This window comes from Salipiger sp. H15 (genome assembly GCF_040409955.1).
In the GTDB taxonomy this organism is placed as follows: Bacteria; Pseudomonadota; Alphaproteobacteria; order Rhodobacterales; family Rhodobacteraceae; genus Salipiger.
In genome coordinates this window covers 248,343-260,843 of sequence record NZ_CP123385.1, presented here as the reverse complement: position 1 = coordinate 260,843, position 12,501 = coordinate 248,343, and the positions used below count along the sequence as shown (strand labels likewise).

Genomic DNA, 12,501 nt, shown 5'->3' with positions numbered 1-12,501 from the left:
CCGGTGAGTCTCTCCGCCGCCGATCTGGCCGCCATCGCGGCCCGCGCCTATGTCCACATGGAGCCCTGGAGCGCGCGCGCCTTCGAAGGCACGCTTGCGCAGCCGAGCAGCTTGCTGGTGAGCGCACAGGGCGGCTTCGTGCTGGGGCGGGTCGTGCTGGACGAGGCGGAGATTCTCGCCCTGGCCACCGATCCCGCGCAGCAGCGCCGGGGTGTCGGCCGCGCGCTGCTCGCAATGTTCGAGGCCGAGGCCGCGGCCCGCGGCGCGGCGCAGGTGTTTCTCGAGGTCGCCGCGGCGAACCAGCCCGCGATCGGCTTCTACGAGGCCTGCGGCTACACCACCTCCGGTCGCCGGAAAGGCTATTACCGTCATGCGGATGGCAGCCGCGACGACGCGCTGCTCATGTGCCGGGCGCTGACCTGAGGTCAGATGCAACGCTGGGCCAACCCCGTGCATGGACTTGCAAAAACCTGTTGACCCTCCGGTAGGGCACAGGATTAATCGGGCATGATCTGCCACAGTGCAGTCCAATTCGCGGGCCCGTTGAAAGATGCCCGCACGTCCAGACCCGGGAGCAAGACATGACCTTCATGAAATCCATCCTCGGCACCGCCGCAACGCTGGCCCTGACCGCCGGCGCCGCGCTGGCGGATCCGGCGCTGATCTACGATCTCGGCGGCAAGTTCGACAAGTCCTTCAACGAGGCGGCCTTCAACGGCGCCGAGATCTACGCCAAGGAAACCGGCGGCGCGTACAAGGATATCGAGCTGCAGTCCGAGGCACAGCGCGAGCAGGCCCTGCGCCGCTTCGCCGAGGCCGGGTTCAACCCGGTCGTGACCACCGGCTTCTCGATGTCCTCGCCGATCGCCTCGGTCGCCGCGGACTACCCGGACACCAAGTTCGTCACCATCGACGGTTTCGTCGACCCGGCCGAGCACCCGAACGTGCTGTCGATCCTCTTCTCCGAGCATGAGGGCTCCTACCTCGTCGGCATGCTGGCCGCGATGGCCTCGAAGTCGGGCACCGTCGGCTTCGTCGGCGGCATGGACATCCCGCTGATCCGCAAGTTCGCCTGCGGCTACGCCCAGGGCGCCAAGGCGGTGAACGCCGACATGAAGGTCATCTCGAACATGACCGGCACCACCCCGGCCGCGTGGAACGACCCGGTGAAGGGCTCGGAGCTGACCAAGGCGCAGATCAGCCAGGGCGCGGACGTGGTCTTTGCCGCGGCCGGCGGCACAGGTCTCGGCGTGCTGCAGACCGCCGCCGACGAGGGCATCCTGTCGATCGGCGTGGACAGCAACCAGAACTACCTGCACCCGGGCAAGGTCCTGACCTCGATGCTCAAGCGCGTCGACGTGGCCGTGGCCGAGGCGATGACCGCTGGCCCCGACCTCGAGACCGGCGTCAAGGTGCTGGGCCTCGCCGAGAACGGCGTCGGCTACGCGCTCGACGAGAACAACGCCTCGCTGGTCTCCGACGACATGAAGGCGGCCGTGGACGCCGCCGCGGAGAAGATCATCGCGGGCGAGATCGAGGTCCACGACTACTCGGCGGATGACAGCTGCCCGGCCCTGAACTTCTGATAGGGACTTGACGGACGGGGGCGCGGCTGATGCCGTGTCCCCGTTTTCTGCTTTCGTGTGGCCCGGTTCCTCGATTAGATGAGGCCGGGCCGTACTTTCCAATGCCGCGAGGCTTCGCATGAACGACACCCCCGCCATCGAGCTGAAGGGCATTTCCAAGGCCTTCGGCCCCGTCCAGGCCAACAAGGACATCTCGATCCGCGTGATGCCCGGCACCATCCACGGCATCATCGGCGAGAACGGCGCAGGGAAATCGACGCTCATGTCGATCCTCTACGGCTTCTACAAGGCCGACGCCGGCGAGATCTGGGTCAACGGATCGCACAAGGACATCACCGACAGCCAGGCCGCGATCTCGGCCGGCATCGGCATGGTGTTCCAGCACTTCAAGCTGGTGCAGAACTTCACCGTGCTCGAGAACGTCATCCTCGGTGCCGAGGACGGCCCGATGCTGCGCCCCTCGCTGGCGCGCGCCCGCGGCGTGCTGAAGCAGCTGGCCGAGGAATACGAGCTGTCGGTCGATCCCGACGAACTGGTCGAGAACCTCTCGGTCGGTCACCAGCAGCGCGTCGAGATCCTCAAGGCGCTCTACCGCCAGGCCGACATCCTCATCCTCGACGAGCCGACCGGGGTGCTGACCCCGGCCGAGGCCGACCACCTCTTCCGCATCCTCGACCACCTGCGGGCCGAGGGAAAGACCGTCATCCTGATCACCCACAAGCTGCGCGAGATCATGGAGATCACCGACACGGTCTCGGTGATGCGCCGCGGCCAGATGACCGCCACCGTCAAGACCGCCGAGACCTCGCCCGAGCAGCTCGCCGAGCTGATGGTCGGGCGCAAGGTGCTGCTGCGCGTCGACAAAACCCCCGCGCATCCGGGCGAGGTGCTGCTCGACGTGCAGAACCTGCGCCACGTGGACGAGGCCGGGGTCGAACGGCTCAAGGGCGTGTCGCTGCAGCTGCGCGCGGGCGAGGTGCTGGGCATCGCCGGGGTCGCCGGCAACGGTCAGTCGGAACTCCTCGAGGTGCTGGGCGGCTACGCGGGTGCAACCGGCTCGATCACCATGAAGGGCGCGCCGCTGCCGCTCTCCGGGCCCGGCTCCGACGGCAGCGCCCGCCGCGCCGCCGGCATCGGCCATGTGCCGGAGGACCGGCAGGAAGAGGGGCTGATCATGGCCTACACCGCCTGGGAGAATACCGTCTTCGGCTACCACCGCGACCCGCGCTACCAGTCGGGCATGCTGATGAACAATGCGCTGATCAAGGAAGAGGCGCAGGACAAAATGACCCGCTACGACGTGCGCCCGCCCAACCCCAATCTCGCGGCGCGCAACTTCTCGGGCGGCAACCAGCAGAAGATCGTGCTCGCGCGCGAGATCGAGCGCGACCCCGACGTGCTGCTGATCGGCCAGCCCACCCGCGGCGTCGACATCGGTGCCATCGAGTTCATCCACCAGGAGATCATCCGCCTGCGCGACAAGGGCAAGGCGATCCTGCTGGTCTCGGTCGAGCTCGATGAGATCTTCTCGCTCTCGGACCGCATCGCGGTGATGTTCGACGGCCGGATCATGGGCGAGCGCATGCCGGACGAGACCGACCAGACCGAGCTCGGCCTGCTGATGGCCGGCGTCACCGAGATGCCCGAGGGCTCGCTGATCGCGGCGGTCGATGCCTCGCTGAAGGACAAGGAAGCGCGCGAGGCCGGCCGGCATGACTGACCGCGCGCCTTCATCTTTCCCCAAATACTCCCGCCGGAGGCACCAGCGCCCGCAGGGCGCGCGCCGCACCGGCACGACGAACGAGGTTCCGAATGGATAAGATGCCCGCATGGGCCGACGCGGTGCTCGTGCCCCTGATCTCGATCCTGCTGGCGGCGATCCTGTCGGCCCTGGTGATCCTCGCCATCGGCGAGAACCCGGTCGAGGCCTTCAAGCTGATGGTCGACGGCGCGCTGATGCGCAGCACCGGCTGGGGCTACACGCTCTATTACACCACCAACTTCATCTTCACCGGCCTCTGCGTCGCGGTCGCCTTCCATGCCAAGATGTTCAACATCGGCGGCGAGGGCCAGGCGATGGTCGGCGGGCTCGGCGTGGCGCTGGCCTGCCTCTTCATCCCCTTCCCGCACTGGTCGGTGGCACTGCTCGTGGCGACCCTCGCGGCAGCCGCCTTCGGCGCGGCCTGGGCCTTCATCCCGGCCTGGCTGCAGGCCAAGCGCGGCAGCCACATAGTGATCACCACGATCATGTTCAACTTCATCGCCGCGGCGCTGCTGAACTACGTGCTGGTGAACATCCTGCGCCCCGTCGGTGCGATGGAGCCGGCCACCGCGAACTTCCCCGCGGCCACCAGCCTGCCCACCTTCCAGGACCTCTTCGCCACGCCCGAGAACCCGCTCTTCCGCGGCTCGCCGGCGAACGTGTCCTTCTTCCTCGCCGTCGTCGCCTGCATCGCCTTCTGGTACCTGATCTGGCGCACCAAGCTCGGCTACGAGATCCGCGCCTTCGGCCATTCCGAGAGCGCCGCGCGCTACGCCGGCATCTCGCCGGTGCGCATCACCGTGATCTCGATGCTGATCTCCGGCGGGCTCGCCGGGATGATGGCGCTCAACACCACCATGGGCGAGGCCGAGCGGCTGGTGCTCAACGCCACCGAGGGCGCGGGCTTCATCGGCATCGCCGTGGCGCTGATGGGCCGCTCGCACCCGGTGGGCGTGTTCCTCGCGGCGCTGCTCTTCGGCTTCCTCTACCAGGGCGGGGCGGAGCTGGCGCTCTGGACCTCGATCCCGCGCGAGCTGATCACCGTGATCCAGGCGCTGGTCATCCTCTTCACCGGCGCGCTCGACAACATGGTGCGGATGCCGCTCGAAAAACTCTTCGTCTCGCTGCGCCGGAGGTCCTCGTGATGGATTACGCGACGCTTCTGCAGGTGCTCGATTCCACCGTGCGCCTCGCCACGCCGCTGCTGCTGGCCTGCCTCGCGGGCCTCTTCTCGGAACGCGCCGGCATCGTCGACATCGGGCTCGAGGGCAAGATGCTCGCCGCCGCCTTCTTCTCGGCGGCGGTGGCGGCGGTCACCGGCTCGGTCTGGCTCGGCCTGCTGGCGGGCATCGCCGCCTCGCTGGTCATGTCGGGGATCCACGGGCTGGCTTCGATCACCTTCCGCGGCAACCAGTTGATCTCGGGGGTGGCGATCAACTTCCTCGCCTCGGGCATCACCGTGCTCATCGCGCAGGACTGGTTCAGCCAGGGCGGGCGCACGCCCTCGCTGATGGGCGGCGGCCGGTTCGAGAGCATCACGCTGCCCTTCGCCGAGGCGCTGAGCGGCGTGCCGATCATCGGCCCGCTCTACTACGAGCTGATCTCGGGCCACTCCATCCTCGTCTACGTCGCCTTCCTGATGGTGCCGCTGACCTGGTGGATCCTCTACCGCACCCGCTTCGGCCTGCGCCTGCGCGCGGTGGGCGAGGCGCCCGAGGCGGTGGACACGGCGGGTGTCTCGGTGGTCGGGCTGCGCTTTGCCGCGATCGCCATCTGCGGGCTGCTCTGCGGCCTCGCCGGCGCTTACCTCGCCACCGGCCTGCAGGCGGGCTTCGTGCGCGAGATGACCGCGGGCCGCGGCTACATCGCTCTCGCGGCGCTGATCTTTGCCAAGTGGCGGCCGTGGTACGCGCTTTACGCCTGCCTGCTCTTCGGCCTGCTGCAGGCGGTGGCGCTGCGCTACCAGAACATCGACCTCGGCGGGTTCATCATCCCGGTGCAGGTCATGGACGCGCTGCCCTACATCCTGACCGTGGTGATCCTCGCCGGGTTCGTCGGCAAGGCGATCCCGCCGCGCGCCGGTGGCGAGCCCTACGTGAAGGAGCGCTGAACCCGCGCGCCCCTGCCGCAGCGATCCGTGGGCGGCACCGCCCCGAAGGGCGTATTTGAAAAGAGAAGAAGGGGGAGGCGGCGCGGCACCGCTCTCCCCCTGCGCTTCTTCTCTTCAAAAATACGCAAATCCTTCGCTCGCCGCCCGCGCCGCGCCGGGGCTGTGGGAAAACCGCCGCGGCGCAGCATCTTCGTGGCCGAGGAGCGCTGCACCTCGGTTGCCAAATCACCCGGGGGCAAGCAAAGTCGGCCCATGCAGATCTACCTCCCCATCGCCGAGGTCTCGGTCAATGTCTTCCTGCTCTTCGGGTTGGGCGGGCTGGTCGGTGTCCTGTCGGGCATGTTCGGCGTCGGCGGCGGCTTCCTGATCACGCCGCTGCTGTTCTTCATGGGCATCCCGCCGGCGGTCGCCGTGGCGACCGGGGCGAACCAGATCGTGGCAAGCTCGATCTCGGGTGTTCTGGCGCATTTCAAGCGCAAGACCGTGGACCTGCGCATGGGCTTCGTGCTGCTGGCCGGCGGGCTCGTCGGCGCGGCGCTGGGGGTGTGGATCTTCAACCTCTTGAAGGGGCTCGGCCAGGTCGACCTGCTGGTGCGGCTCTGCTACGTGGTCTTTCTCGGGATCATCGGCGGGCTGATGTTCATCGAGAGCGTCAACGCCATCTTCAAGTCGCGCAAGGGCGCGGTGCCGAAGCGCCGCCACCACGGCTGGGTGCACGGGCTGCCCTTCAAGATGCGCTTCCGCACCTCGGGGCTCTACATCTCGGCGATCCCACCAGTGCTGGTCGGGCTCTCGGTGGGCGTGCTCGCCGCGATCATGGGGGTGGGCGGCGGCTTCATCATGGTGCCGGCGATGATCTACCTGCTCGGCATGCCGACCAAGGTGGTGGTGGGCACCTCGCTCTTCCAGATCATCTTCGTCAGCGCCTTCACCACCTTGCTGCACGCCACCACCAACTACACCGTCGACATCATGCTGGCGCTGGTGCTGATCCTCGGCGGGGTCATCGGCGCGCAGATCGGCACCGCCTTCGGCACCCGGCTCAAGGCCGAGCAGCTGCGCATCGCGCTCGCCTCGCTGGTGCTGCTGGTCTGCGGCAAGCTGGCGCTCGATCTCTTCATCACCCCGTCCGAGCTCTACGAGCTGGTGGCGCCATGAGGCTGCTCGCGGCGCTGCTGCTGCTCCTTGCCGCGCTGCCGGCGCGGGCCGAGGAGGTGGTGCTGGGGCTCAGCCGGGACAGCGTGTCGATCACCACGGATTTCGACGGGTCCGACATCCTGATCTTCGGCGCGGTGAAGCGCGAGACGGCGATCCAGGCCGTGCCGCCGCTGCAGGTCATCGTCACCGTCGAGGGGCCGCTCGAGCCGGTCACCGTCTGGCGCAAGGCGCGCCGGCTCGGCATCTGGGTCAACGCCGAGGCGGTGGAGATCGACAGCGCCCCGAGCTTCTACGCCGTCGCCACCTCGGCGCCGTGGAAGGAAAGCATCTCGGCGGTCGAGGACCTGCGCCACGGCGTGTCGATCCCGCGCGCCATCCGCTCGGTCGGCGCACCGATGGACATCATGGACAGCGAGGCCTTCACCGAGGCGCTGATCCGCGTGCGCGAGGAGCAGGGGCTCTACCGGGTCGAGGAGGAGAGCGTGGAGCTGCGCGACTCGACGCTCTTCGACACCTCGATCACCATGCCCGCCAACATCTCCGAGGGGCGCTACCTGACCCGCGTCTTCCTGACGCGGGGCGGCAAGGTCGTCTCGGCCCACGAGAGCGAGATCCAGGTCGGCAAGGTCGGGCTCGAGCGCTGGCTCTTCACCCTGTCGCGGCAGATGCCGCTGGCCTACGGGCTGCTGTCGCTCGCCATCGCCGCGCTGGCGGGCTGGGGCGCCTCGGCGCTGTTCCGGGCGATCCGTTCGGGATGAGCCGTCCGCCGCCCTCCCGCCGGGGTGCCTATTGCGCCTTCTACCCCATCGCCACGCGCTGGAAGGACATGGACGCCTACGGCCACCTCAACAACGCCGCGTACCTGTCGTTCCTCGACACCGCCGTCACGCTCTGGCAGCTGGATGCCGGGATGGAGATCGACCATCCCGGCGGGCTGCGCTTCCTCGCCGCGCAGAACGGCTGCACTTACCATGCCGAGGCGCGCTTTCCCGACCTGCTGCACGCCGGGGTGCGCTGTGGCCATCTCGGCAACAGCTCGGCGCGCTTCGAGGTGGGGTTCTTCCGCAACGACGACGACATCGCCTGCGCCGAGGGGTTCATCCTGCACGTCGCGGTGAATGCCGAGACCCGGCCCGAGCGCATCCCCGACCGCTACCGCCCGGCCATTGAGGCGATCTTGCGCGGCAGCTGAGCGCGGCGCGGGGCACAGAAGGAGACAGCCATGACAACGCTTCCCGTCGATCCCGACCGCTTCCTCGCCGACCTGCACATGCTGCGCTCCTTCGGAGCCACGGGGGTCGGCAAGGGGGTCTGCCGCCCGGCCTTTTCCGAGGCCGACATGGCGGCGCGCGACTGGCTGGCGGGGCGCATGGAGGAGGCGGGGCTGCGCACGCATTTCGATCCCGTCGGCTCGCTCTTCGGGCTGGTCGAGGGGCCCTCGCTGCTGATCGGCTCGCATTCCGACAGCCAGGTCGAGGGCGGCTGGCTCGACGGTGCGCTGGGGGTGATCGCGGGGCTCGAGGTCGCGCGCGCGGCGCAGGAGGCGGGCGGCCCGCCGGTGTCCTGCGTGTCCTTCCAGGACGAGGAGGGGCGCTTTGGCGTGACCACCGGCAGCGCGGTCTGGGCCGGCACCCTCTCGCTCGCCGAGGCCGACACGCTGAAGGGCCCGGACGGGATCACGCTGGGCGAGGCGCGCCGGGGGCTGGGCGCGCGCGCCGGGGCCTTCCTCGACCCCGACCGGTTCACCGGGTTTCTCGAGATGCACATCGAGCAGGGGCCGGTGCTCGACGCCGAAGGTGGCAAGCTCGGCGTGGTCGAGGCGATCGTCGGCCTGCGCAACCTCACGATGACCTTCAGGGGCGCGCAGAACCACGCGGGCACCAGGCCGATGCGCCTGCGCAAGGATGCCTTCCAGGGGCTCGCCGCCTTCACCACCACGCTCAACGAGCGCTTCCGCAACGTGGTGACCCCGGCGACGGTCTGGACCATCGGCCATGTCGAGCTGCACCCCAACGCCCATGCGGTGGTGCCGGGCGAGGTGCGCTTCACCCTGCAATGGCGCGACGGCTCTGCCGACCGGCTCGACCGGCTGGAGGCCATCGCCCGCGACACTGCGCGGGAGATCTGCGCCGAGCGCGGGCTGGGGCTGGACGTCGCGCCGAAGCTCGAGCTGGCGCCGGTGACCATGGACGCCCGGCTGCGCGCCGCGCTCGAGCAGGGGGCAGAGACGGCGGCGCCCGGCGCGTGGCGCGTCATGCCCTCGGGCGCGCTGCACGACGCGACGAACCTCTCGCGGCTGATGCCGGTCGCCATGCTCTTCGTGCCCTCGATCGGCGGCGTCAGCCACGACTTCGCCGAGGACACCTCCGAGGAGGATCTGGTCACCGGGCTGCGGGCGCTTGCGGCGGCGGTCACGGCGCTCGGCTGAGGCCGCGCGGGAACTGGCGCGGGCCAGCGGCGTTTGTCCGGTGACCAGAGCCGGAGGACGCAGAGATGAAGGACGCCCAGAGAGACATTCAGGCGATCACCGCCAGCCCGAGCCAGCTTGACCAGCTGCAGCACCTGCTGGCGCGCAGCATTGGCGCGCGCGGCTGGTTCGACGAGATGGTGGAAAGATCCGAGCCCGAGTTCCGCTTCGTCGCGGTGCGCTTCCACGGGCTCCACGTCGAGCAGGTGCAGCGGCTGACCTCGCTGATCACCGCCGTGGGGGGCGAGGCCGATCCGTCGGACAACCTCAGCGCGGTGATGAAACGCGCGGGCCTGTCAGTGCGCGCGGTCTTCGGCGGGATCGACGGCGACATGATGGACCGCATCCGCGAGTCCGAGGCGAAGGTGCTCGCCGGCTTCACCGAGGTGATCAAGGCCTTGGAGCCCTCGCGCTACCGCGACGAACTGGTGCAGATGCAGGCCGAGCTTCAGGATCTGCTGCAGGCCGTGCAGGCCGAGGAACGCTCGCTTCCGGAAAAGCCGAAACAGGACTGAGCCGGGCTCAGCCCCAGACCACATCCCCGAGGAAGATATAGCCCGCGCCGTAGATCGTCTTGATCAGGCGCGGGTTTTTCGGATCCTCCCGCAGCTTCGTGCGCAGCCGCGAGATGCGCACGTCCATCGCCCGGTCGAAGCTTTCCCCCGCCGCGCCGCCAAGGCTTTCCTGCATGTGCGCGCGCGTGATGAGCCGTTTCGGGCTTTCCAGAAACAGCCGCAGCACCTCGCCCTCCGCGTGGGAGAAGGGCGTCTCGCCGCCTTCGGCATCCTCGAGCGCGTAGCGGTCGAAATGCGCGGTCCAGCCGGCGAAGCGCGCGGTCTCGCCCCGTGCCGGGGCGGCGCGCGGGCCGCGCAGCCTGGCGCGGACGCGGGCGACCACCTCGGCCGGATCGAAGGGCTTGATGATATAGTCGTCCGCCCCGAGTTCGAGCCCGGTGACCCGGTCCTGCACCTGCGCCCGGCCCGAGACGATGATCACCGTCGCCCCCTGTTCCAGCGCCAGCCGGTGCACGAGGCTGAGCCCGTCGCGGTCCGGCAGGCCGAGATCGACGAGGCAGACATCCGGCGCGCAGCGCTTCAGCGCCGCCTCGAACTCGGTGGCGCGGGCAAAGGCCATGGTGCGGAACCCCGCCTCGGTCAGCGCCTCGGAGAGGATCGCGCGGATCGCCGGCTCGTCGTCGAGGATGGAGATCAGCGGTGCGCTCATGCGGGAACTCCCGAAAGGAAGGTGGCAAGCTGGCCCTGGCTGAAGGGCTTGGCGATGACCGGCGCGGCGGCCTCGGCGGCCATGCGGCGCGGATCGCCGGGCGGCAGCGAGGTCATCAGCCGCACGTCGAGCCCGGGCAGGGCGGCGGGCAGGGCCGAGCCGGGCTCGTCCCCTTCGAGCAGAAGGTCGGACAGCACCAGCTCGAGCGTCAGCCCCTCCGCCAGCGCGCGCGCCTCGGCCACCGAGCTTGCCTCGACCACGGCGTGGCCGAGACCGGTCAGCATCTCGCGCAGCTGCGCGCGCAGCTCGGTGTCGTCCTCGACCAGCAGCACCAGCCCGCGCGCCCGGTCCTGCAGCCGCGGCGCCCGGCGCAGCGGCAGGCGCAGCGTGACGCGCGCGCCCGGTGCCTCCTGCGGTCCGTTGCCGAGCTTGATCGTGCCGCCCGCCAGCTTGACCATGTCGTAGACCATCGCGAGGCCGAGCCCGGATCCCGCGCCGCCCTTGGTGGTGAAGAAGGGATCGAGCCCGTGCTTCAGCGCCTCGGTCGAGAAGCCCGGCCCGCTGTCGCTGACGGTGAGCTCGAGCCAGGTGTCCTTGACCGTGCGCAGCGCCACGCGGATGCACCCGCCCGCCGCGCCGCAGGCGTCGCGCGCGTTCAGCACGAGGTTCAGCGCCGCGTCCTGCAGCAGCCCGCGGTCGAGCAGGAAGACCCCCTCCGGCGCGGCGGCGATCTCCAGCGTGACACGCTCCGGCAGCGTCGGCCCGGTGAGGGTGCCAAGGTCGCGCAGGAAATTCGCGGGGTCGACCGGCTCGGGTGTCCAGGCACGGTGCGAGGTGATCCCGGCGATCCGGTCCAGCAGGTCGCCGCCGCGCCGCGCCGCCTGCAACGTGCCCGCGGCCAGCTGCGCCGCCTCCGGAGCGAGGTCCATGCGCGCGAGCTTCGACTGCATGCCGAGGATGATGGTCAGCAGGTTGGAGAAGTCATGCGCCAGCCCCGAGGTGAGCTGCGCGGCCAGCTCGCGCCGCCGGGCGTGCTGCAGCGCCGCCCGCGCCTGGGTCTCCTCGGTCACGTCGAGCGACAGGATGTAGACGCCGCGCTCGGCCGGGTCGGGGGTGAAGACGGCGCGGATGCGCCGCGACGAGACGTCGTCGGTGAACTCGAAGATGCTCTGCGCGCCGTCGAGCGCCCGGGCGAGGTGCGGGCGCACTTTGGCATAGGCCGGCCCCAGCGCTTCGGAGACGTGCAGCCCGGTGATCTCGGACGGCCGCCCCGGCATGACCTGCGACAGGCGGCGGTTGGAATAGGTGTAGCGCCCGTCGGCCCCGACCCGGGCGATATGCGCGGGCATCATCTCGGTGGTGAGCCGGGTGCGCGCCTCCATCTCGGTCAGCTCGCGCCGCGCCTCCTCGAGCGCGGCATTGGTGGCGGCAAGCTGGCGGTTGGTGGCGGCGAGCGCCTCGGCGCGGCGGATCACCTCTTCCGACAGCAGCTCCGAGCGGGTGCGCAGCAGCGCCTCCTGCGCCCTGACCGCGGTGATGTCGGTATAGACGGTGACCCAGCCGCCCTGCGGCAGCGGCGCTCCCTCGACCGAGATGGTCCGGCCATTGGCGCGGGTGCGCTCCATGTAATGCGGGGCAAAGGCGCGGGCCTGCTCGACGCGCGCGCGCACGAAGCCCTCGGGCTCCTCGACCGCGCCGTATTCGCCCGCTTCCACGAGGTGCCGGATCGTGTCCTCGAAACTGGCGCCGGGGCGGGTCAGCCGCTCGGGCAGGTCGAACATCAGCGCGAAGGGCCGGTTGCAGACGGCCAGCTTCAGCTCCCGATCGTAGATCGAGAGCGCCTGCTGGATCAGGTTCAGCCCCGCCTGCGTGAGCGCATCCTTGTCCATGAATTCTCCTCCGTCCCAAGGGCTAGCACCCCGGGGCGCCGGAGAGAAGCGCGCCGCGACGTCGCAGCGCGCACCCCATCTTCTTCTCTTTCCAAATACGCATATCCGGCGCTGCCACGGGCGGGGCGCGTGGGAGGGGCGAACCACCCTGTCGTTACAATTCGTTAGATTCAGGCAAAGATCACGAAAACATTGACGGTCAGGCTGGGCGAACCCCTTAATGGGGCTGACTCGCAAAATGCGCGTCCCAAGCTGCAGAGGAGGTGGCTTGGGGCGTCCGGGAAACCGGGAGCCTAGGGAGGAGA

At 69.5% G+C, this 12,501-nt stretch carries 12 protein-coding genes; 10 read left to right on the top strand and 2 right to left on the bottom strand.

The features are described 5' to 3' along the window. Positions 1–3: 3 nt before the first annotated feature. The 10 genes from rimI (at position 4) to PVT71_RS15535 (ending at position 9,598) form a co-directional block, all read left to right on the top strand. The gene (gene rimI, locus PVT71_RS15580; RefSeq protein WP_353474983.1) at positions 4–423 is read left to right on the top strand and encodes a ribosomal protein S18-alanine N-acetyltransferase; all 420 of its coding nucleotides are present in this window, start codon (positions 4–6) and stop codon (positions 421–423) included. Between the two features lie 158 nt (positions 424–581). Further along, positions 582–1,586, top strand: coding sequence for a BMP family ABC transporter substrate-binding protein (locus PVT71_RS15575; protein WP_353474982.1), 1,005 nt, complete (start codon positions 582–584; stop codon positions 1,584–1,586). Positions 1,587–1,704: 118 nt separating this feature from the next. Beyond that, positions 1,705–3,306, top strand: coding sequence for an ABC transporter ATP-binding protein (locus PVT71_RS15570; protein WP_353474981.1), 1,602 nt, complete (start codon positions 1,705–1,707; stop codon positions 3,304–3,306). A 92-nt stretch (positions 3,307–3,398) separates the two neighbouring features. Beyond that, entirely contained in the window at positions 3,399–4,493 is a 1,095-nt protein-coding gene (locus PVT71_RS15565; RefSeq protein WP_353474980.1) for an ABC transporter permease, read from the top strand. Beyond that, positions 4,493–5,458: an ABC transporter permease gene (locus PVT71_RS15560; protein ID WP_353474979.1), complete on the top strand. Its 966-nt coding sequence runs from the start codon at positions 4,493–4,495 to the stop codon at positions 5,456–5,458. Before PVT71_RS15565 ends, PVT71_RS15560 begins: the two co-directional genes overlap by 1 nt. Before the next feature lie 252 nt (positions 5,459–5,710). Next, a complete protein-coding gene (locus PVT71_RS15555) occupies positions 5,711–6,616 on the top strand; it encodes a sulfite exporter TauE/SafE family protein (RefSeq protein WP_353474978.1) in 906 nt (301 codons plus the stop codon). Further along, on the top strand, positions 6,613–7,374 hold the full coding sequence (locus PVT71_RS15550; RefSeq protein ID WP_353474977.1) for a TIGR02186 family protein: 762 nt from the start codon (positions 6,613–6,615) through the stop codon (positions 7,372–7,374). Before PVT71_RS15555 ends, PVT71_RS15550 begins: the two co-directional genes overlap by 4 nt. Further along, positions 7,371–7,808, top strand: a complete 438-nt coding sequence (locus tag PVT71_RS15545) for an acyl-CoA thioesterase (protein ID WP_353474976.1) — start codon at positions 7,371–7,373, stop codon at positions 7,806–7,808. The genes PVT71_RS15550 and PVT71_RS15545 overlap by 4 nt, the downstream gene beginning before the upstream one ends. A gap of 30 nt (positions 7,809–7,838) precedes the next feature. After that, the gene (locus PVT71_RS15540) at positions 7,839–9,044 is read left to right on the top strand and encodes a hydantoinase/carbamoylase family amidase (RefSeq protein ID WP_353474975.1); all 1,206 of its coding nucleotides are present in this window, start codon (positions 7,839–7,841) and stop codon (positions 9,042–9,044) included. Between the two features lie 65 nt (positions 9,045–9,109). Then, entirely contained in the window at positions 9,110–9,598 is a 489-nt protein-coding gene (locus tag PVT71_RS15535; protein WP_353474974.1) for a DUF2383 domain-containing protein, read from the top strand. Positions 9,599–9,605: 7 nt separating this feature from the next. Here the strand turns inward: PVT71_RS15535 and PVT71_RS15530 are convergent, their stop codons facing one another. Together PVT71_RS15530 and PVT71_RS15525 are read right to left on the bottom strand one after the other, a co-directional pair. Then, entirely contained in the window at positions 9,606–10,307 is a 702-nt protein-coding gene (locus tag PVT71_RS15530; protein ID WP_353474973.1) for a response regulator transcription factor, read from the bottom strand. Continuing rightward, positions 10,304–12,196 carry a PAS-domain containing protein gene (locus PVT71_RS15525; RefSeq protein WP_353474972.1) on the bottom strand — a complete coding sequence of 631 codons (1,893 nt, stop codon included), beginning with the start codon at positions 12,194–12,196 and terminating at the stop codon, positions 10,304–10,306. The genes PVT71_RS15530 and PVT71_RS15525 overlap by 4 nt, the downstream gene beginning before the upstream one ends. Positions 12,197–12,501 lie beyond the last annotated feature (305 nt).

Bases quoted from the DNA above. Each gene is read 5' to 3' on its own strand.
- PVT71_RS15530 (WP_353474973.1), bottom strand. From the start codon at position 10,307: ATGAGCGCACCGCTGATCTCCATCCTCGACGACGAGCCGGCGATCCGC.
- PVT71_RS15545 (WP_353474976.1), top strand. From the start codon at position 7,371: ATGAGCCGTCCGCCGCCCTCCCGCCGGGGTGCCTATTGCGCCTTCTAC.
- PVT71_RS15570 (WP_353474981.1), top strand. From the start codon at position 1,705: ATGAACGACACCCCCGCCATCGAGCTGAAGGGCATTTCCAAGGCCTTC.
- PVT71_RS15575 (WP_353474982.1), top strand. From the start codon at position 582: ATGACCTTCATGAAATCCATCCTCGGCACCGCCGCAACGCTGGCCCTG.
- PVT71_RS15565 (WP_353474980.1), top strand. From the start codon at position 3,399: ATGGATAAGATGCCCGCATGGGCCGACGCGGTGCTCGTGCCCCTGATC.
- PVT71_RS15560 (WP_353474979.1), top strand. From the start codon at position 4,493: ATGGATTACGCGACGCTTCTGCAGGTGCTCGATTCCACCGTGCGCCTC.
- PVT71_RS15550 (WP_353474977.1), top strand. From the start codon at position 6,613: ATGAGGCTGCTCGCGGCGCTGCTGCTGCTCCTTGCCGCGCTGCCGGCG.
- PVT71_RS15555 (WP_353474978.1), top strand. From the start codon at position 5,711: ATGCAGATCTACCTCCCCATCGCCGAGGTCTCGGTCAATGTCTTCCTG.
- PVT71_RS15540 (WP_353474975.1), top strand. From the start codon at position 7,839: ATGACAACGCTTCCCGTCGATCCCGACCGCTTCCTCGCCGACCTGCAC.
- PVT71_RS15525 (WP_353474972.1), bottom strand. From the start codon at position 12,196: ATGGACAAGGATGCGCTCACGCAGGCGGGGCTGAACCTGATCCAGCAG.
- PVT71_RS15535 (WP_353474974.1), top strand. From the start codon at position 9,110: ATGAAGGACGCCCAGAGAGACATTCAGGCGATCACCGCCAGCCCGAGC.